Origin of the sequence: Pseudomonas sp. 51_B (assembly GCF_017491595.1) — a bacterium.
GTDB lineage: Bacteria > Pseudomonadota > Gammaproteobacteria > Pseudomonadales > Pseudomonadaceae > Aquipseudomonas > Aquipseudomonas promysalinigenes.
The window spans coordinates 36999-55793 of sequence record NZ_JAFGYW010000026.1; the positions used below are offsets into that span (position 1 = coordinate 36999).

17 protein-coding genes are annotated in these 18795 nt (G+C 61.9%); 10 read left to right on the forward strand and 7 right to left on the reverse strand.

Annotated features, from left to right (window positions below):
• Nucleotides 1–160: 160 nt before the first annotated feature.
• Complete coding sequence (locus tag J5M56_RS20750; protein WP_207937675.1) at nucleotides 161–871, reverse strand: 3'-5' exonuclease; 711 nt, start codon at nucleotides 869–871, stop codon at nucleotides 161–163.
• A complete protein-coding gene (locus tag J5M56_RS20755; RefSeq protein ID WP_207937676.1) occupies nucleotides 868–2805 on the reverse strand; it encodes a putative nucleotidyltransferase substrate binding domain-containing protein in 1938 nt (645 codons plus the stop codon). The genes J5M56_RS20750 and J5M56_RS20755 overlap by 4 nt, the downstream gene beginning before the upstream one ends.
• A gap of 214 nt (nucleotides 2806–3019) precedes the next feature.
• Between J5M56_RS20755 and J5M56_RS20760 the strand changes: the two genes are divergently transcribed.
• On the forward strand, nucleotides 3020–3463 hold the full coding sequence (locus J5M56_RS20760; protein ID WP_060477427.1) for a response regulator: 444 nt from the start codon (nucleotides 3020–3022) through the stop codon (nucleotides 3461–3463).
• A 43-nt stretch (nucleotides 3464–3506) separates the two neighbouring features.
• Here J5M56_RS20760 and J5M56_RS20765 read toward each other — a convergent pair whose 3' ends face one another.
• Nucleotides 3507–5684: a malate synthase G gene (locus J5M56_RS20765; RefSeq protein ID WP_207937677.1), complete on the reverse strand. Its 2178-nt coding sequence runs from the start codon at nucleotides 5682–5684 to the stop codon at nucleotides 3507–3509.
• 446 nt (nucleotides 5685–6130) lie between these two features.
• On the opposite strand from J5M56_RS20765, the gene J5M56_RS20770 reads away from it, so the two are divergent.
• Complete coding sequence (locus J5M56_RS20770) at nucleotides 6131–6649, forward strand: ACT domain-containing protein (protein ID WP_207937678.1); 519 nt, start codon at nucleotides 6131–6133, stop codon at nucleotides 6647–6649.
• 239 nt (nucleotides 6650–6888) lie between these two features.
• Here J5M56_RS20770 and rarD read toward each other — a convergent pair whose 3' ends face one another.
• The 4 genes from rarD to J5M56_RS20790 form a co-directional block, all read right to left on the reverse strand.
• Entirely contained in the window at nucleotides 6889–7776 is an 888-nt protein-coding gene (gene rarD / locus J5M56_RS20775; RefSeq protein ID WP_207937679.1) for an EamA family transporter RarD, read from the reverse strand.
• A gap of 55 nt (nucleotides 7777–7831) precedes the next feature.
• Entirely contained in the window at nucleotides 7832–8806 is a 975-nt protein-coding gene (locus J5M56_RS20780; protein WP_207937680.1) for a serine/threonine protein kinase, read from the reverse strand.
• Between the two features lie 201 nt (nucleotides 8807–9007).
• Complete coding sequence (locus J5M56_RS20785; protein ID WP_186478613.1) at nucleotides 9008–9772, reverse strand: TOBE domain-containing protein; 765 nt, start codon at nucleotides 9770–9772, stop codon at nucleotides 9008–9010.
• A gap of 26 nt (nucleotides 9773–9798) precedes the next feature.
• Nucleotides 9799–10536 (reverse strand): ComF family protein, encoded by a 738-nt coding sequence (locus tag J5M56_RS20790; protein WP_207937681.1) that lies wholly within the window; start codon nucleotides 10534–10536, stop codon nucleotides 9799–9801.
• Between the two features lie 89 nt (nucleotides 10537–10625).
• On the opposite strand from J5M56_RS20790, the gene bioB reads away from it, so the two are divergent.
• The 8 genes from bioB to J5M56_RS20830 all read left to right on the forward strand — a co-directional run.
• Nucleotides 10626–11684, forward strand: coding sequence for a biotin synthase BioB (bioB, locus tag J5M56_RS20795; RefSeq protein WP_186478615.1), 1059 nt, complete (start codon nucleotides 10626–10628; stop codon nucleotides 11682–11684).
• Nucleotide 11685: 1 nt separating this feature from the next.
• Nucleotides 11686–12858: an 8-amino-7-oxononanoate synthase gene (gene bioF, locus J5M56_RS20800; RefSeq protein WP_060477435.1), complete on the forward strand. Its 1173-nt coding sequence runs from the start codon at nucleotides 11686–11688 to the stop codon at nucleotides 12856–12858.
• Nucleotides 12851–13582 (forward strand): alpha/beta fold hydrolase, encoded by a 732-nt coding sequence (locus J5M56_RS20805; RefSeq protein WP_186478616.1) that lies wholly within the window; start codon nucleotides 12851–12853, stop codon nucleotides 13580–13582. The genes bioF and J5M56_RS20805 overlap by 8 nt, the downstream gene beginning before the upstream one ends.
• Nucleotides 13575–14393, forward strand: a complete 819-nt coding sequence (gene bioC, locus J5M56_RS20810) for a malonyl-ACP O-methyltransferase BioC (protein ID WP_186478617.1) — start codon at nucleotides 13575–13577, stop codon at nucleotides 14391–14393. The genes J5M56_RS20805 and bioC overlap by 8 nt, the downstream gene beginning before the upstream one ends.
• 10 nt (nucleotides 14394–14403) lie before the next feature.
• Entirely contained in the window at nucleotides 14404–15084 is a 681-nt protein-coding gene (bioD, locus tag J5M56_RS20815; protein ID WP_207937682.1) for a dethiobiotin synthase, read from the forward strand.
• 123 nt (nucleotides 15085–15207) lie between these two features.
• The gene (locus J5M56_RS20820) at nucleotides 15208–15504 is read left to right on the forward strand and encodes a pyrroloquinoline quinone biosynthesis protein PqqE (RefSeq protein ID WP_186478619.1); all 297 of its coding nucleotides are present in this window, start codon (nucleotides 15208–15210) and stop codon (nucleotides 15502–15504) included.
• A 366-nt stretch (nucleotides 15505–15870) separates the two neighbouring features.
• A complete protein-coding gene (locus tag J5M56_RS20825; protein WP_207937683.1) occupies nucleotides 15871–17676 on the forward strand; it encodes a phenylacyl-CoA dehydrogenase in 1806 nt (601 codons plus the stop codon).
• A gap of 211 nt (nucleotides 17677–17887) precedes the next feature.
• A partial coding sequence (locus J5M56_RS20830; RefSeq protein ID WP_207937684.1) for a GGDEF domain-containing protein occupies nucleotides 17888–18795 on the forward strand: 908 nt, incomplete at its 3' end.

Below are 18795 nucleotides of genomic sequence, written 5' to 3' on the forward strand. Positions count from 1 at the left end.
ATGGACGCTTATCGGATTGCCATCATTGGTTTACAGGTCCGTCTGTGCTGGGCCATTGGCGGGCGAACCCACTGCCAAGTAGACAGCGCAGGACTGGAGGTTGATGCATGCTTGTGGGCAGGGTTTGACCGCGCACAGGCCGACACAGAGCTATGGCCCTTCACATGCCATGAATGTTGGCTTTGCGACGCCTCCAGCCAGCAAGCCGCTGTTCCAGCTGCACGGGGCTGTCGAGCTGCTGGCGACGGGCCTGGCTGAGAAGGATCAGCGCAAGCTCCGCTGTGACCTGCGCGTCGGCGCTGGCATGGTGGCGCTCGTCCACCTGCAGGCCAAAGCGCGACACCCAGTCGTCCAGCCCTGCCTCGCGCATAACGGTATCGGGGTTGAGCATCGGTGCCAGTTCCGCTACGTCGAGAAACGGCAATTGCAAGCGATAGCCCAGGCTTTCCCGTAGCGCACGCGCCAGCATGCGCTGATCGAATGGCGCATGGAATGCCAGCACTGGGCTGTCGCCGATGAACTCCAGCAGATCGAGCAAGGCTTCGGCAGGGTCGCAACCAGCGGCCAGGGCACTTGGCCCCAAGCCGTGGATCAGCACGCTGGCGTTGGTTTTCTGCTCAGGGCGGTGCAGGGTGCGCTCGAACTGCTGGGCAAAATCGATGGCCCCGTCGTCGATGGCCACGGCGCCGATCGACAGCACCTGGTCACGATTGGTGTTCAGGCCGCTGGTCTCAAGGTCGAGCACCACCCAACGTTGCTCGCGCAGCGTGCAGACCCCCAGTGGCTTGGCTTTGGGCAGCCGTGCCAGGCGCTGGCGCAGGGCCTCATCGAGCATGGGCGCGGCGGGGCGCAACCAGGTGAACAGGCTCATAACTGATACCGCAAGGCCAGGCTGCTCTGCAGGCGTTGGGCCTGGCGCAGGGATTCGCGCAGGATGCGCCGGTCCAGGTGGTTGAGGCTGTCTGGATCGAGGCGGTTGGAGTAGGGCAGGTTGTCGCGGCTCTGGCGTTGGTGTTGCTGCATGCGAGTTTGTTGAATGAAATGGTAGGCCTCTTCGTAAGCGGCGCCGTCGAGGGCGTCGATCACACCGCTGGCAACCAACTGGCGAAGACGCTCCACTGTATTGCAGGTGCCAATGCCATTGGCCAGGGCTAGCAGGCGAGCGCCATCGACGAACGGTGTCAGGCCTTGCACCTTGAGGTCCAGGGTGGCGGCTTTGTCGTTGCCCTGACGGGTCAGTACGAACTCGCGAAGGCGGCCCACCGGGGGGCGCTGGCGCAGCGCGTTATCGGCCAGCATGCGCTGGAATATACGGTTCTCTGCCACCTGATCCAGTAGTTGCCGGCGCAGTTGTTCAGCGCCTTGCTCATCGCCCCAGACCACGCGCAGGTCGAAGTAGATGCTCGATTCCAGCAGGTTTTGCGGGCTGGCCTCGCGCACGAAGCCAGCGAAGCGCCGTGCCCACTGCATGCGCGACAGGCACAGCTCTGCGTTGCCGGCCATGACGTTGCCCTTGCACAGGGTGAAGCCGCACTGGGCCAGGCACTGGTTGATGTACTGCGCCAAAGGCAACAGGCGTGCGCGAAGGGTGTCGGCTTCATTGTCGTCAGTAGCTTCGAAGAGAATGCCGTTGTCCTGGTCAGTGTGCAGGGTCTGCTCGCGGCGCCCTTCGCTGCCGAAGCACAGCCAGCTGAACGGCACACCGGGGTCGCCGCGCTCGGCAATGGCCAGCTCGATCACCCGGCACACCGTGTGGTCGTTGAGCAGGGTGATGATCTGGGTGATCTGGGTGGATGAGGCGCCGTGGGCGAGCATGCGCTCGACCAGTTGGCCTATATCGCCGCGCAGCTGTATCAGCGCATCAAGGCGCGGCGCATGGCGGATGGTACGCGCCAGATGCACCAGGTCGACCCGCTGCAGGGAGAACAAGTCGCGCTCCGACACCACCCCGCACAGGCGGCCGTTCTCGACCAGGCAGACGTGCGCGATGTGCCGTTCGGTCATTGCCATGGCGCCATCGAAGGCGCTGGCCTTGGGGCTCAGGAAAAACGGCTTGGCCGTCATGTGCCGCTCGATCGGTACGCCCAGCTCGGCATCGGCGGCGGCTACCACCTGGCGCAGGTCACGCAGGGTGAAAATGCCCACGGGATAACGCGCTTGGTCGACCACCACGATGCTGCCCACCTGCTGTTCATGCATCAGCCGCACGGCCTCGCTCAGCGGCGTACCAGGGGTGCACACCACTGGGTGACGCATGGCCAGTTCGCCAAGGGGGGTATTGAGCGAGTACTGGGTGCCGAGTGTTTGCACGGCGCGCTGGCGCACTTGCTGGTTGACCTGATCGAGCAGGCTGCTGACGCCGCGCAGGGCAAAATCGCGAAACACCTCCGACATCGAGAACACGCGAATGAACGCAGCCTTGTTCAGTTGCAGGCAAAAGGTGTCTTCACCTGCCAGGTGTTCGGTACGCGTCGCTCGCTCGCCCAGTAGCGCCGCCAGGGGGAAACATTCGCCGCTGGTAATTTCGAAGGTGGTTTCCACTCCGGGCTTGACCAGGTGCTGGCGCTCGCCAACCACACGCCCTTGTTTGACGATATAGAAATGCTCGACGGGGCCGTCGGCCGGTTTGATGATGCTTTCGCCGCTGGCATAGAAGCGCAGCTGGCATTGTTCCACCAGAAACGCCAGGTGGCTCTGCTCCATCTGATTGAAGGGTGGGAAACGCTGCAGGAACTGCAAGGTGCCTTGGATATTCTGCAGTACTGCCGTTCTACCCGCCTGGCTGTAGGCATCCTTTTTACTCATGACGCTGACCGTATCGCTGCGCCGGACTATATATATCTATATATAGGTGCCGACCTTGTTGTTCTTGGCCCCCATGGTCGGCTCGCAGCGTTGCGGTGCCCATTGGACGTAAGTCTAGTGAGCAGTGTGTGTCAAAACGCCGACGAAAGGCGAGCCTAGTTACGCGGTTTTTGCGGTCCTAACGATTGAGCGGGATTTTTTTGACGAGACGACCATGGTTGAGCATGACGACATCCTGAGCGACGCCGAACGAGAGGCATTGGCCGTGGTGAGTGCGCCGGTAGCGGCCAGTCCGGTGGTGCTTATCGTCGATGACAACGCGGTCAACAGCGAAGCGCTGAAGTTGTACCTCAAAAGCCGGGGCATCGAGTGCATGACGGCTGACGGCGCCCAGGAAGCGATGCTCAAGCTGCATTACGAGCCGCGTATCGCGCTGATGATCACTGACCTGCGCATGCAACCCAGTGATGGGCTGGAGTTAATCCGCCAGGTACGTGAGTCGGAGCGGGCGGCGCTGTCGATCATCGTGGTGTCGGGCGACACCGATGTAAAAGAGGCGGTCGACGTGATGCACCTGGGTGTAGTGGACTTTTTGTTGAAACCAGTGGATTTGGGGAAATTGCTGGGGTTGGTGAAGAAAGAACTCAAGCTTGAGTGACGCAGCAAAAAGGGCCGCATTGCGGCCCTTCTAACCAACCCGCTTACAGCCCGTTACGTGCTTTGAACTCGCGGCGACGACGGTGCAGCACCGGCTCGGTGTAACCGTTAGGCTGCTTGGCACCCTCGATTACCAGCTCGACAGCGGCTTGGAACGCGACGTTGTCGTCGAAGTTCGGCGCCATCGGACGGTACAGGGCGTCGCCGGCGTTCTGCTTGTCGACCACCGCAGCCATGCGCTTGAGGCTTTCCAGCACTTGCTCCTGGGTTACCACGCCATGGCGCAGCCAGTTGGCCAGCAACTGGGCCGAAATACGCAGCGTGGCGCGGTCTTCCATCAGGCCGACATCGTTGATGTCCGGCACCTTCGAGCAACCCACGCCCTGATCGATCCAGCGCACGACATAGCCAAGGATGCCCTGGGCGTTGTTGTCCAGCTCGTTGCGGATTTCTTCGGCCGACCAATTGGTATCGGCTGCCAGCGGGATGGTCAGGATGTCATCCACCGACGCCGGGCTGCGCGAAGCCAGCTCCCGTTGACGCGCCTGCACATCGACCTTGTGGTAGTGCAAGGCGTGCAGGGTGGCTGCGGTTGGCGAAGGTACCCAGGCGGTATTGGCCCCAGCGAGCGGGTGAGCGATCTTCTGCTCGAGCATGGCGGCCATCAGGTCGGGCATGGCCCACATGCCTTTGCCGATTTGCGCACGGCCTTGTAACCCAGTGGCCAGGCCAACGTCGACGTTGTTGTTCTCGTAGGCGCCAATCCACTTCTCGTTCTTCATGGCGCCTTTGCGTACCACGGCGCCGGCTTCCATTGAGGTGTGGATTTCGTCGCCGGTGCGGTCGAGGAAGCCGGTGTTGATGAACACCACGCGCTCGGCGGCTGCCTTGATGCAGGATTTGAGGTTGACCGTGGTACGGCGCTCCTCGTCCATGATGCCGACTTTGACGGTGTTGCGCGGCATGCCCAGCAGGTCTTCGACACGGCTGAAGATTTCTGCGGCGAAGGCGACTTCTTCAGGGCCGTGCATTTTCGGTTTGACGATGTAGACGCTGCCAGTGCGGGTGTTCTTGCGGCTGGTGTTGCCGTTGAGGTTGTGCAGGGCGATCAGGTTGGTGAACAGGCCGTCCTGGATACCCTCGGGGATTTCGTTGCCCTGGCCGTCGAGAATCGCCGGGTTGGTCATCAGGTGGCCGACGTTGCGCACAAACAGCAGTGAACGGCCGTGCAGGGTAACGCTGCCGCCATTGGGGGCGGCGTATTCGCGATCCGGGTTCATGGTGCGGGTGAAGGTCTTGCCACCTTTGCTCACGCTTTCGGCCAGGTCGCCTTTCATCAGGCCCAGCCAGTTGCGGTAGACGATGACCTTGTCATCGGCATCGACGGCAGCGACGGAGTCTTCGCAGTCCATGATGGTGGTCAGCGCCGACTCCATCAGGATGTCTTTGACGCCGGCGGCATCGGTACTGCCGACTGGGGTGTTGGCATCGACCTGGATTTCGAAGTGCAGGCCGTTGTGCTTGAGCAGCACGGCGGTAGGCGCCTTGGCGTCGCCATGGAAACCGATCAGTTGCGCATCATCGCGCAAGCCACTGTTGCTGCCACCCTTGAGGGTGACCACAAGCTTGCCGTCTTCGATGCGGTAGCCGGTGGAGTCGACATGGGAGCCTGCAGCGAGGGGCGCGGCTTCGTCGAGGAAGGCGCGGGCGAAGGCGATGACTTTATCGCCACGCAGCTTGTTGTAGCCCTGGCCTTTTTCGGCGCCGCCTTCATCGCTGATGGCATCGGTGCCGTACAGCGCGTCATACAGCGACCCCCAACGGGCGTTGGCGGCGTTCAATGCGAAGCGGGCGTTCATCACCGGCACGACCAGCTGTGGGCCGGCCATGTGGGCGATTTCTTCGTCCACATTCTGGGTGGTGGCCTGGAAATCGTCGGCTTGTGGCAGCAGGTAGCCGATTTCCTGGAGGAATGCTTTGTAGGCTACGGCGTCGTGTGCCTGGCCTTTGCGTGCCTGGTGCCAGGCGTCGATCTTGGCTTGCAGCTCGTCGCGCTTGGCGAGCAGGGCTTTGTTCTTTGGAGCGAGGTCATTGATGATCTTCTCAGCACCGGCCCAGAACTGCTCGGCGACGATGCCGGTCCCTGGGATGGCTTCGTTGTTGACGAAGTCATACAGGACCTTGGCGACCTGAAGGCCACCGACTTGAACGTATCCAGTCATTGCTTGCCTCACTCTGCTCAGCTATTTCGCTCTTCTGTATTAAGCCTGTAGCGCTTCTCTAAACACGGTCCAGTGCATGCCCTCATCCAGTGGCGAGAGCGGCTGGGTGCGGCCTGCCAGACGGGCTGGCAGACAGTGTGCGTATTTTCACAGGCGCCTTGGCAGACATCCAAACGACGTTTTGTAGTCCGCGCCACGGGATACTACATGAAGCAGTAGGCGAGGCAAAATCAGACTAAAAGCGCCGTTCTGCGACCAGCTGGTCGCGTAGGGTCACGCTGGGAGAGCGTATGTTCGCAAAAAACAGGTAGATTGTTCCAGATAAATCTTGAAACAGTACACGATTGCTTGTGTTGAACGCCCTGCGGCAGGTTGCCGCGCCTTGCCTATACTTGTCCGATCCCCATATTCGCCGCCTTGCGCGGCCCGACGCTGAGGTAGGGCTTGTGGATCATCTTGTGTTGACCGTAATTGCCCCGGACAAGGCCGGGCAGGTGGAGCGCGTTGCCCAATGCATCGCCGAGCATAACGGCAACTGGCTCGAAAGCCGTATGTTGCGGATGGCCGGCCAGTTCGCCGGGATTTTGCGGGTGGCGGTGCCGGCGGAAATCTACGATGAGCTGGTGGCGGCGCTGCAGGCCCTGGGGCAGTACGAAATTCGTGTGCTGATCGCTGAAAGCGGCGTGGAGCCTTCATGCACCTGGAAGCCAATCGCCATGGAGCTGGTAGGTAATGACCGCCCCGGCATCGTGCGCGATATCACCCGGTTGCTGGCCGAGCAGGGGGTGAACCTTGAGCGATTCACCACCGAGGTGCGCCCGGCACCGATGAGCAGCGAGCCGCTGTTCCATGCCGATGCGCTGTTGGCACTGCCTTTGGCGCTGTCGCTGGATGATCTGCAGCAGAAGCTGGAAAGCCTGGCGGACGACCTGATGGTGGAGTTGACCCTGCGGCCGCAGGACTGAACGGATATGCACAAGCCCAGTGGTGGAGTTATCCCGGTTTCACGGGGAAGGCCCTGTGGGTAACCTGGGGGCTCAGCCCGCGAGCCCAGGTTTCCCGCAGGCTCTAGAGGATTGAGCAAAAAACGTACAAGCATCAGGCGGTTGTGCACAAAGCGCGGGGACGAGGGTGTGGATAACCTCTGGAGATATTGTTGCAGGCCAGGCATTACGGGGCCTGCAACGATTAGATCGTTTTTTGATCAGGCGCGTTTGCGTAGATTTATCCAAGCGTCGACGCTGTAGATCACCAAGCCCGCCCAAATGAAGATGAACGCCACCAGGGTGCTAGGCGACAAATGTTCATCGAACAGCAGCACGGCCTGCAGCAGTACCAAGGTTGGCGCCAGGTACTGCAAAAAGCCCAGTGTGGTGTAGGGTAGGTGGCGAGCAGCGGCGTTGAAGCAGACCAGCGGCACCAGGGTCACCGGCCCTGCTGCCATCAGCCATAAGGCCTCGCTACTGCTGTAGAACGTGGCCTGCGCGCTCATCGCCGTGGGGTGCAACAGCAACCAGCCCAGCGCCAACGGCACCAGCATCCAGGTTTCCACCACCAGGCCAGGCAGCGCTGCTACCGGTGCCTGCTTGCGAATCAGGCCGTAAAAGCCAAAGGTCAGTGCCAATGCCAGCGATACCCACGGCAGGCTCCCGACTTGCCAAACCTGCTGTGCGACGCCCACTGCCGCCATCATCACCGCCAGCCATTGCAGGCGGCGCAGGCGCTCGCCGAGCAGCAGCATGCCCAGCAGCACATTGATCAAAGGGTTGATGTAGTAGCCAAGGCTGGCTTCAAGCATGCGGCCATTGTTCACTGCCCACACGTAGGTCAGCCAGTTGGCGGCGATCAAGGTACCGCTCAGGGCCAGAATCGCCAGCCGGCGGGGGTTTTCACGCAGCTCGCGCCACCAGCCGGGGTGTTTCCACGCCAGTAGCAACAGTGAACCGAATAGGGCCGACCAGAGCACCCTGTGAACGATGATCTCGACAGCTGGGACGCTCTGAATGGCCTTGAAGTAGATGGGGAACAGGCCCCAGATGATGTAGGCACTCAGGCCCAGAAGGTACCCGCGACGCGGGTTTGCAGCGTGCATTTCAAATCCTTGCTGAATGAAGCGATGGGTATTGTAGACAGAGGCAGGCGCCTTTCTAGAACAATTTCAGGGGTAATTCATCCAGTGCTGCCCGTTGCTCGCGCAGCGCGAGTATCTGGTCGCCCCAGTATCGCGGCTGGCCGAACCACGGGAAGCTGGGCGGGAATGCGGGGTCGTCCCAGCGCCTGGCCAGCCAGGCGCTGTAGTGCAGCTGGCGCAGGGCGCGTAACGGTTCGATCAGGGCCAGCTCACGGGGGTCGAAGTCGTGGAACTCGTTGTAGCCATCGATCAGCTCGGCCAACTGCCCAAGCCGTTCCTCGCGGCTACCGGCGAGCATCATCCACAGGTCCTGCACGGCCGGGCCCATGCGGCAATCATCAAGGTCGACCACGTGGTACACCTCGTCGCGGTGCATCAGGTTGCCTGGGTGCAGGTCACCGTGCAGTCGAATGACCTGATGGGGCGTGCGCGCATAGATGTCTTCGACCTGTTTGAGCAGGTCGCGGGCCACGGACTCGAAGGCGGGCAACAGGTCCTTGGGAACGAAACCGCCGTCGAGCAAGGTGTTCAGCGAGGCATGGCCGAAGTTGTCCACAGCCAAAGCCTCGCGGTGTTCGAACGGCCGTGCAGCGCCCACCGCATGCAGGCGGCCAAGCAACTGTCCGAGGCGATAAAGCTGGTCAAGGTTGCCGGGCTCGGGTGCGTGGCCACCCCGGCGCGGGAACAGGGTAAAGCGAAAGCCGTTGTGCTGGAACAGGGTCTGCCCGCCGTGTTGCAACGGCGCGACTACCGGTACCTCGCAGTCTGCCAGCTCGGCAGTGAACTGGTGCTCTTCCAGAATCGCTGCATCGCTCCAGCGGCCTGGGCGGTAGAACTTGGCGATCAGCGGTTGCGCATCCTCGATGCCTATTTGATAGACGCGGTTTTCGTAGCTGTTCAGCGCCAGCACCCGAGCATCGCTGAGAAAGCCAAGGCTTTCCACGGCATCAAGGACCAGGTCTGGCGTGAGGGTATCGAACGGGTGCGACATGAAAGCTCCGGAGCTACGCGAGGTGCAGTGAAGCTACAGTGTAATGAATGCGCGGGGGCCTGACATTTTTGCCCTGCTTGGGGTTGTTTTACCTTGCCGATCAAGCGCTCTGGCATTCGGCAGTTGCGTCGCCACGGTCAAGGCCCCGTTCATTCACAGCTGCTGCAAAATCGCAGACCGGCGGGCGGCAGTTCGCCCAACTCAGGCCGGCACGCCCAACAGCACACTGGAGGGATGAAACTGGACGCGTATCGGTTGGCCAGCCAGCAAGTGTCGTTGCGCCAGCCAATCGGCCTCGGCGAAGGCACATAGGGTCTGGCCGTTGCCCAGGGTCAAGCGCACTTCGCTGGGGCCTTCAGGGTCGGCCAGCACTTGTTCGATAGTGGCTGACAGGCAGTTGCTGCCAGCTTCAGGCTCGTCGTTGTCGTCCAGCAGCGTTACCCAGCCAGCCTTGAGCAATGCCACCACGGCGCAACCAAGGGTCAGGTCCAGGCGTGCAGTGCTGTCTTGCGTGATCAATGCATCGATTTGCACGGCACCGCCCAGTGCCAGAGTGACTCGGTCATGTCGCCCTTCACGGCGCAGGCCGCTGACCTGCCCCTGCAACTGGTTGCGCGCACTGGTGCGCAACATCAGGCGCCCGAGCAGCTCGAGGTCCGAAGACTGCTCGGCGGCTTCGAGCAGCTGGGCTTGCAGGCTTTGCAAACGTTGGTAGAGGCGTAGCACCCGTTCGCCCTCGCTCGACAGCCGCGCGCCGCCACCGCCACGCCCGCCCGTGCTGCGCTCGACCAGCGGCAGGCTGGCCAGATTGTTGAGTTCATCGATCGCATCCCAGGCAGCTTTGTAGCTGATACCGGCCGCTTTGGCCGCACGGGTGATCGAGCCTTGTTCGGCAATGTGCTGAAGCAGTGCAATGCGCTGCGGGCGACGGGCGATGTGCTGGGTGAGGAGTGCGGGCAGGGACATGTGGGCGCCTATCATGGACTTATCCCTCAAGCTTGCCCCGGTTTTGCCGTGCGTGCCAGGCAATACACGTCGATCCTGCGCGCACCGGCCTGGCGCAGCACCTGTGCGATGGCCTGGGCTGTGGCCCCGGTGGTCAGTACGTCATCGACCACTGCGACATGCTGACCTTCAAGCGACGTACCGTTGACCAGGGCGAAAGCCTGGCGCAGGTTGCCACGCCGGGCCTTGGCATCGAGGTGCTGTTGTGCCGGGGTTTCCCGCGTGCGCAGCAGCAACCGCTCATCGCACTCGATAGCCAGTGCCTTGGCCAGCCAGCGCCCCAGCATGCCCGCCTGGTTGAAGCCCCGTTCGCGCAGCCGGCGCCGAGCCAAGGGTACTGGCAACAGCAGGCTTGGTTTGCGTAGCCCCTCATCGAAGCGGTAGCCCAGGTTCATGGCCAGCAACTCGGCCATCAACCGGCCAAGTGGCCATTGGCTGTTGTGTTTGAAACGGCTGATCAGCGTGTCCAGCGGGAACCCGTAATGCCAGGGGGCCACCACCTGGTCGAAAGGCGGTGGCCTGCGGCTGCACTGAGCGCAGGTCAGGTTGGCCATCGGCAAGGGCAGCGCGCAGCGCAGGCAGTACTCCTCCAGCCAGGGAAGCTCCTGTTCGCAAGGTACGCACAGCGGGTAGCGCTGTTGCGCAGGCTCGCTGCACAGTAAACAAAGGTGGTTAATATTTATACACTTGTTGACCAGCAACTTTAGCCAAGGTTGACAGTTCATAGGGCTTCCATGAGTATGCGAGCTATCCGTGATGCGCTGGCAGGCACTTGTGCCTCGGCGCCAGCTACAGCCTAAACAAGGAAACGCCGATGAGCGCCAGCACAACTGCAACAACACGTCACGACTGGTCACTGCCTGAGGTCAAGGCGTTGTTCCAGCAGCCGTTCAATGACCTGCTGTTCCAGGCGCAAACCGTGCACCGCGCGCATTTCGACCCCAACCGTGTGCAGGTGTCGACCTTGCTGTCGATCAAAACCGGCGCCTGCCCGGAGGATTGCAAATATTGTCCGCAGTCCGGCCACTACAACACGGGGCTTGAAAAACAGAAGCTGATGGAAGTGCAGAAGGTGCTGGAAGAGGCCGCTCGCGCCAAAGCCATCGGCTCCACCCGGTTTTGCATGGGCGCTGCGTGGAAGCATCCGTCGGCCAAGGACATGCCCTACGTGCTGGAAATGGTCAAGGGCGTGAAGGCCATGGGCCTGGAAACCTGCATGACCCTCGGCAAGCTCGACCAAGAGCAGACCGCCGCCCTGGCCCAGGCTGGGTTGGACTATTACAACCATAACCTCGATACCTCGCCGGAGTTCTACGGCAGCATCATTACTACCCGTACTTACAGCGAACGCCTGCAGACCTTGGCTTACGTGCGTGAGGCTGGGATGAAGATCTGTTCGGGCGGCATCCTGGGCATGGGTGAGTCGCTGGACGACCGCGCAGGCTTGCTGATTCAGCTGGCCAACCTGCCCGAGCACCCTGAATCGGTGCCGATCAACATGCTGGTGAAGGTCGCTGGCACGCCCCTGGCCGAAGAACAAGACGTCGATCCGTTCGACTTCATTCGCATGCTCGCAGTGGCGCGTATCCTCATGCCCAAGTCGCACGTGCGCCTGTCCGCTGGCCGCGAGCAGATGAACGAGCAAATGCAGGCACTGGCGTTCATGGCTGGCGCCAACTCGATTTTCTACGGCGAGAAGCTGCTGACTACCGCCAACCCGCAGGCTGACAAGGACATGCAGCTGTTTGCTCGCCTGGGCATCGAACCCGAGGCGCGCGAAGAGCACGCCGACGAAGTGCACCAGGCCGCCATCGAGCAGGCGCTGGTCGAGCAACGCAGCAGCGATCTGTTCTACGACGCCGCGTCAGCCTGAAATGGCCTTCGATCTGGCGGCGCGCCTGGCCGAACGGCGCGCCGCAGACCTGTATCGGCAGCGGCCATTGTTGCAGAGCCCACAGGGGCCGGAAGTGGTGGTCGATGGGCAACGCTTGCTGGCCTTCTGCAGCAATGACTATCTGGGGCTGGCCAACCACCCTGAGGTGATCGCCGCTTGGCAGGCTGGCGCCCAACAGTGGGGTGTCGGTGGCGGTGCTTCGCATCTGGTGGTCGGCCACAGCACGCCGCATCATGCCGTCGAAGAGGCGTTGGCCGAACTCACTGGCCGCCCGCGCGCGCTGCTGTTTTCCACAGGCTACATGGCCAACCTCGGCGCCATCACCGCGCTGGTGGGGCAGGGCGACACCGTGCTGCAGGACCGCCTGAACCATGCCTCGCTGTTGGACGGCGGCTTGCTCAGTGGTGCCCGCTTCAGCCGTTACCTGCACAACGACCCAACCAGCCTGGCCAGCCGACTGAGCAAGGCTGCCGGCAACACGCTTGTAGTCACCGACGGTGTGTTCAGCATGGACGGTGACCTTGCCGACTTGCCGGCACTGGCTGGCGTGACTCGCGCCGCCGGTGCCTGGTTGATGGTCGATGACGCCCATGGGTTAGGTACTCTGGGGGCTCAAGGTGGCGGCATCGTCGAGCACTTCGGCCTGGGTATCGACGATGTGCCAGTGTTGATTGGTACCCTCGGCAAGGGCTGCGGCACCGCCGGTGCCTTCGTCGCCGGCAGCGACGAATTGATCGAGACACTGGTTCAGTTCGCCCGGCCCTACATCTACACCACCAGCCAGCCCCCGGCGCTGGCTTGCGCCACACTCAAGAGCCTGCAGTTGCTGCGCCGTGATACCTGGCGCCGCGAGCATCTGGCGGCATTGATCCGCAAGTTTCGCCTGGGCGCCGAGCAGATTGGCCTGCGACTGATGGACAGCCCGACACCGATCCAGCCGATCATGGTGGGTGACAGTGCCAAGGCTGTTGAACTGTCACGCATGTTGCGCGAACGCGGTTTGCTGGTGACCGCCATCCGCCCGCCGACGGTGCCGGCCGGCAGCGCTCGGCTGCGGGTAACCTTGAGCGCGGCGCACAGTGAGGCGCAAGTGCAGCTATTGTTGAATGCATTGGCCGAGTGTTATCCACAGCTGGAGGCAGCCGATGCGTAACCGTCTGATCCTTCTTCCAGGTTGGGGGTTGGGCCCCGCCGCCCTAGAACCCCTCGCCGCCAGCCTGCGGGCCCAGGACACGCGCCTGCAAGTCGAGCTTATGCCACTGCCGGAATTGGCAGATGCCGATGTGCAGGCCTGGGTCGACTACCTTGACCGCAAGCTGCCCAACGATACCTGGCTGGGTGGCTGGTCGCTGGGCGGGATGCTCGCCAGCGAGCTGGCGCGCAAGCGTGGCGACCATTGCTGCGGCTTGCTGACCTTGGGCAGTAACCCCAGTTTCGTGGCCCGTGCCGATTGGCCCCATGGCATGGCCGTGGACACCTTCGGCACCTTCCTCGATGGATGTCGCAGCCACACCTCGGTAACCCTCAAGCGTTTCCGTACGCTGTGCAGCGACGGCGCCCTGCAGCCACGCACGCTGTTGCGGCAATTGGGAGTGGGTGTACCGGACACCGACCCTCTGTACCTTGCCACTGGCCTTGAAGTACTGGCCAAGCTCGATACCCGTGCAGCCTTGCAGGCCTATGGCGGCCCGCAGCTGCACCTGTTCGCTGGCAGCGATGCACTGGTACCGGCCGAGGCGGCCAAGGCGCTGAGCGAATTGCTGCCGGACGTTGAAGTCGGCCTGGTCGAAGAGAGTTCCCACGCCTTTTTGCTGGAATATCCCCAGGAACTGGCGGCGGGCATCAAGAGTTTCCTGCATGAGAGTGGCGATGACTGACCTTTCCCATCCAACCCTGCCCGGAGCCTTGCCTGACAAGCGCCAGGTAGCGGCTTCGTTCTCCCGAGCAGCGGCCAGCTACGATAGCGTCGCTGCCCTGCAGCGGGCTGTCGGGGTGAGCTTGCTGGCGCAATTGCCTGAAGACCTGGCGCCGTCGCGCTGGCTGGACCTAGGCAGTGGCACTGGCTATTTCAGCCGAGTGCTGGGCGAGCGCTTCGCGCGGGCAACCGGTGTGGCGGTGGATATCGCCGAAGGTATGTTGCGCCATGCTCGGGGCGAGCGGGGTGGGGCGCAGTACCTGATTGCGGGTGACGCCGAGCGCCTGCCACTGGGAGATGCCTGCGTCGACCTGGTGTTCAGCAGCCTGGCGGTGCAGTGGTGCAGTCAGTTCGCCATGGTGCTAGAAGAAGCGCGGCGGGTACTGCGCCCAGGCGGTGTGCTGGCCTTCAGCAGCCTGTGCGTCGGTACGCTCGAGGAGTTGCGTGCCAGCTGGCAGGCGGTGGACGGCATGGTGCATGTGAACCGCTTTCGGCGCTTGCAGGACTACCAGAACCTGTGTGCAGCCAGCGGCCTGGAACCGCTCAGCCTGCAACGCCAGGCCCATGTGCTGCACTACCCGGATGTGCGTAGCCTGACCCATGAACTCAAGGCACTCGGCGCCCACAACCTCAACCCCGGACGGCCCTCTGGCCTGACCGGCCGTGCCCGTGTGCAAGGCCTGATGCAGGCCTATGAAGCGTTTCGCCAGCCCCAGGGGCTGCCCGCCACCTATCAGGTGGTTTATGGTGTGATGCGCAAGCCACAGGCATAAGAGGACCGAGATGAGCCAGGCCTATTTCATCGCCGGCACCGACACCGATGTCGGCAAGACCACCATTGCTGCGGGGCTTTTGCATGCGGCGCGCTTGCAAGGGCTGAGTACCCTGGGCGCCAAGCCAGTGGCTTCGGGTTGCACAATGACCGCCAAGGGCTTGCGCAACAGCGACGCTCAGGCGCTGATCGATGAAAGCTCGATCAAGCTCGACTACCAGCAGGTCAACCCGTTTGCCTTCGAGCCGGCCATCGCCCCCCATGTGGCTGCCCGTGAGGCCGGTGTTGCGCTGGAGGTGGCTGCTTTGGCCAGGGCCATGCGGCATGTGCTGGACCAGGGAGCTGACTTCACTCTGGTCGAGGGTGCAGGCGGTTGGCGTGTGCCATTGTCCGACCAGGCCAATCTGTCCGACCTGGCTATTGCCCTGAAGCTGCCGGTGATTCTGGTGGTGGGCGTGCGGTTGGGTTGTATCAACCACGCGCTGCTCAGTGCCGAGGCGATCGCCCGCGACGGGCTGCAGCTGGCGGGTTGGGTAGCCAATGTGATCGAGCCAAGGACCGCGCGCCTGGAGGAAAACCTGGCCAGTCTGGCGGAGCGCTTGCCGGCGCCGTGCCTGGGGCGCGTGCCGAAACTCAAGCAGGCTACCGCCGATGCTGTGGCAGAACACTTACAGCTCGACCTACTGGATTGAAGCTGGGCCATATACTCTCGGCCTATGAGCTGGCACCGGGCCATTAGCTATTTAAAAGAGCCATTTCACCCTCGGGCTGCTTTAATGGAGCATGTTCACACCCAGTGTCATTGGAGTCGTGCCATGCAAATCACCGGCAGCACCGCGTACTACGCGGGCCTCAATACTATCTACAACGGCCAGAACCGTGTCGATCAGGCTGCAGGCCAGATCGCCAGCAGCTCGGTCGAGCGCGCTGCCACCAGCCAGTCCAGCGACTTCCAGGCCGAGCGCCTGCGTGGGGTGGATCGAAGCCAGCAGATGGACTTGGCCACTAGCACCGTACAACTGGCCCTCGGCAAGACCGAAACCGAACTGGGTGTGAAAGTGGCCAAGGCCTCCGACGAAATGCTCGGTCGATTTATCGACACTTACGCCTGATTCCTTTCTATCGCGGCTTCATGCCGTGATACCCAGGGCATCTTCAGTCTGCGGGTGCCTACGCGGCTAAAGCCGCTCCCGCGGCTTTAGGTGACCTCAACAATCGCCCGCCTGCGAGTTAGCACACCCGTTCATCGCCGTTTTCCCTTTTGCGCCTTCAGGGATCAATCCGCTTGCACAGCCGATTGACGCTCGGTTTGGATCGAGTGGCATAAAAGCCATTTTTCGTGGCGTAAATGGCACCATAGTCACTTCTTGACATCCGGGCGTGCTAAACGTAAGTTTCAAACAACTGTTTGACCGAAAGCCGACAAGAGCTGGTTGGTATCAGCGGTCCCCCAGAACTCATCACAGAGGTTCATCGCAATGCCTGATTACAAAGCCCCCTTGCGTGATATTCGTTTCGTGCGCGACGAGCTGCTCGGCTACGAGGCGCACTATCAGAGCCTGCCGGGTTGCCAGGACGCAACGCCCGACATGGTCGATGCAATCCTGGAAGAAGGCGCGAAGTTCTGTGAGCAGGTACTGTCGCCGCTGAACCGTGTCGGCGATCAGGAAGGTTGCACCTGGAGCGAGTCGGGCGTTAAGACCCCGACCGGCTTCAAGGAAGCCTACGCGCAATTCGTCGAAGGTGGCTGGCCAAGCCTGGCCCATGACGTCGAGCACGGCGGCCAAGGCCTGCCAGAGTCGTTGGGCCTGGCCCTGAGCGAAATGGTCGGTGGTTCGAACTGGTCGTGGGGCATGTACCCAGGCCTGTCCCATGGCGCGATGAACACCATCTCCGCCCACGGTACCGCCGAGCAGCAGCACACCTACCTGACCAAGCTGGTGTCCGGCGAATGGACCGGCACCATGTGCCTGACCGAGCCGCATTGCGGCACCGACCTGGGCATGCTGCGGACCAAGGCCGAGCCTCAGGCCGATGGCAGCTACAAAGTGTCCGGCACCAAGATTTTCATCTCGGCCGGCGAACACGACATGGCCGGCAACATCGTCCACATCGTGCTGGCACGCCTGCCGGACGCTCCGGCTGGCACCAAAGGCATTTCGCTGTTCATCGTGCCGAAGTTCCTGCCTAACGCAGAGGGCGGGGTGGGTGAGCGCAACGGTGTGAGCTGCGGCTCCATCGAGCACAAGATGGGCATCCACGGTAATGCTACCTGTGTGATGAACTTCGATGGCGCAACCGGCTACCTGATTGGCCCGGCCAATAAAGGCCTGAACTGCATGTTCACCTTCATGAACACTGCACGCCTGGGTACCGCGCTGCAAGGCCTGGCCCATGCCGAGGTAGCCTTCCAGGGTGGCCTGAAGTATGCCCGTGAGCGCCTGCAGATGCGTTCCCTGACCGGCCCTAAAGCACCGGAAAAAGCCGCAGACCCGATCATCGTCCACCCTGACGTGCGCCGTATGCTGCTGACCATGAAGGCGTTCGCTGAAGGTAACCGCGCGATGGTGTACTTCACTGCCAAGCAGGTCGACATCGTCAAGTACAGCCAGGACGAAGAAGAGCGCAAGAAGGCCGACGCCTTGCTGGCGTTCCTCACCCCGATCGCCAAGGCTTTCATGACCGAGGTGGGCTTCGAGGCGGCCAACCATGGTGTGCAGATTTACGGTGGCCACGGTTTCATTGCTGAGTGGGGCATGGAGCAGAACGTGCGCGATAGCCGCATCTCCATGCTGTACGAAGGCACCACCGGCATCCAGGCACTCGACCTGCTCGGGCGCAAGGTGCTGATGACCCAGGGCGAAGCACTCAAGGGCTTCACCAAGATCGTGCACAAGTTCTGCCAGTCGCAGGAAGGCAATGACGCGGTCAAAGAGTTCGTCGAGCCATTGGCTGCGCTGAACAAGGAGTGGGGCGAGCTGACCATGAAAGTGGGGATGGCCGCGATGAAGGACCGTGAGGAAGTCGGTGCCGCTTCGGTGGACTACCTGATGTATTCCGGCTACGCATGCCTGGCCTACTTCTGGGCCGACATCGCCCGCCTGGCCGCCGAAAAGCTGGCTGCCGGCACTAGCGAAGAGGCCTTCTACACCGCCAAGCTGCAGACCGCACGCTTCTACTTCCAGCGCATTCTGCCGCGTACTCGCACCCATGTGGCCTCCATGCTGTCTGGCGCCAACAACCTGATGGATATGAAAGAAGAGGACTTCGCGCTGGGTTACTAAGCCTGCTTGAGGTTCCGCTTTGAAGAAACCGCTCCCAGTGAGCGGTTTTTTTCGTCCGGATATTTAGCTTTGCCAAAGCGCTCGGGCAAGAAATGCTCAAGCCGCATGCCGCCGCTGCCGTTAACCCACCCGGGAACTCATCTATTCACGTGTGCTGCCGATGAAGTAAAGGCACAATGCCATTATTGATCTGCCGGGTTGGAGATTGCCCTTGTTTCGTTTAAATGCTGTTCGCGCGAGCCATTTCCTGCCTTCGCTGTTTCTATTATTGGCTGGGCTTGCGGCGGCGTATGTGAGAGACCTTAGCGTTTTCTTCACTTCATTGTTCAACGTGCTTCCCACGCTGGTGCTGCTGCTCGGTGGTGCCTATTGCGCTGTCTACCGCCGCCAGCGCGAGCTGTTTCTGATGGTCACGGTATACATCGCCTACTTCCTACTCGACACGCAGACCGACTACTACCGCGACAACGGCCGCGTGCGTGAGGACGCCGCGGTGGTTTTCCACCTGGTGTGCTTGTTGCTGCCAGCCTTATATGGCCTGTTCGGTCTTTGGCAGGAGCGCACCCACCTGGCACAGGACCTGCTGGCCCGTTTTGCAGTGCTGTTCGCAGTCGGCAGCGTGGCACTGGCCTTGGAGCAGAGCTTTCCCGAGGCGCTGCTGGGCTGGTTGGCCGAAATACGCTGGCCCTCATTGCATGGCAAGTGGATGAGCCTGATCCAGATGGTTTACCCGCTGTTTTTCCTGGTACTGGTGCTGCTGGTGGTTCAATACCTGCGCGAGCCGCGGCCGTTGCATGCAGCGCAGCTGATCGGCTTGATCGGTATCTTCTGGATGCTGCCCAAGACGTTCATCCTGCCCTTCACCCTGAACATCATGTGCAGCCAGGTGATGTTGATGATTGCCGCTGCGGTATCCCACGAGGCCTACCAGATGGCCTTTCGTGACGAACTGACCGGGCTACCTGGGCGCCGCGCGTTGAACGAGCGCATGCAGCGCCTTGGGCGCAACTACGTGATCGCAATGACCGACGTGGATCACTTCAAGAAATTCAACGACACCCACGGCCACGATGTGGGTGACCAAGTGCTGCGCCTGGTCGCCAGTCGGTTGTCCAAGGT

Coding starts and splice junctions, on each gene's coding strand:
- J5M56_RS20750 (WP_207937675.1), bottom strand. CDS start 871: ATGAGCCTGTTCACCTGGTTGCGCCCCGCCGCGCCCATGCTCGATGAG.
- J5M56_RS20755 (WP_207937676.1), bottom strand. CDS start 2,805: ATGAGTAAAAAGGATGCCTACAGCCAGGCGGGTAGAACGGCAGTACTG.
- J5M56_RS20760 (WP_060477427.1), top strand. CDS start 3,020: ATGGTTGAGCATGACGACATCCTGAGCGACGCCGAACGAGAGGCATTG.
- J5M56_RS20765 (WP_207937677.1), bottom strand. CDS start 5,684: ATGACTGGATACGTTCAAGTCGGTGGCCTTCAGGTCGCCAAGGTCCTG.
- rarD (WP_207937679.1), bottom strand. CDS start 7,776: ATGCACGCTGCAAACCCGCGTCGCGGGTACCTTCTGGGCCTGAGTGCC.
- J5M56_RS20780 (WP_207937680.1), bottom strand. CDS start 8,806: ATGTCGCACCCGTTCGATACCCTCACGCCAGACCTGGTCCTTGATGCC.
- J5M56_RS20785 (WP_186478613.1), bottom strand. CDS start 9,772: ATGTCCCTGCCCGCACTCCTCACCCAGCACATCGCCCGTCGCCCGCAG.
- J5M56_RS20790 (WP_207937681.1), bottom strand. CDS start 10,536: ATGAACTGTCAACCTTGGCTAAAGTTGCTGGTCAACAAGTGTATAAAT.
- bioB (WP_186478615.1), top strand. CDS start 10,626: ATGAGCGCCAGCACAACTGCAACAACACGTCACGACTGGTCACTGCCT.
- bioF (WP_060477435.1), top strand. CDS start 11,686: ATGGCCTTCGATCTGGCGGCGCGCCTGGCCGAACGGCGCGCCGCAGAC.
- J5M56_RS20805 (WP_186478616.1), top strand. CDS start 12,851: ATGCGTAACCGTCTGATCCTTCTTCCAGGTTGGGGGTTGGGCCCCGCC.
- bioC (WP_186478617.1), top strand. CDS start 13,575: ATGACTGACCTTTCCCATCCAACCCTGCCCGGAGCCTTGCCTGACAAG.
- bioD (WP_207937682.1), top strand. CDS start 14,404: ATGAGCCAGGCCTATTTCATCGCCGGCACCGACACCGATGTCGGCAAG.
- J5M56_RS20820 (WP_186478619.1), top strand. CDS start 15,208: ATGCAAATCACCGGCAGCACCGCGTACTACGCGGGCCTCAATACTATC.
- J5M56_RS20825 (WP_207937683.1), top strand. CDS start 15,871: ATGCCTGATTACAAAGCCCCCTTGCGTGATATTCGTTTCGTGCGCGAC.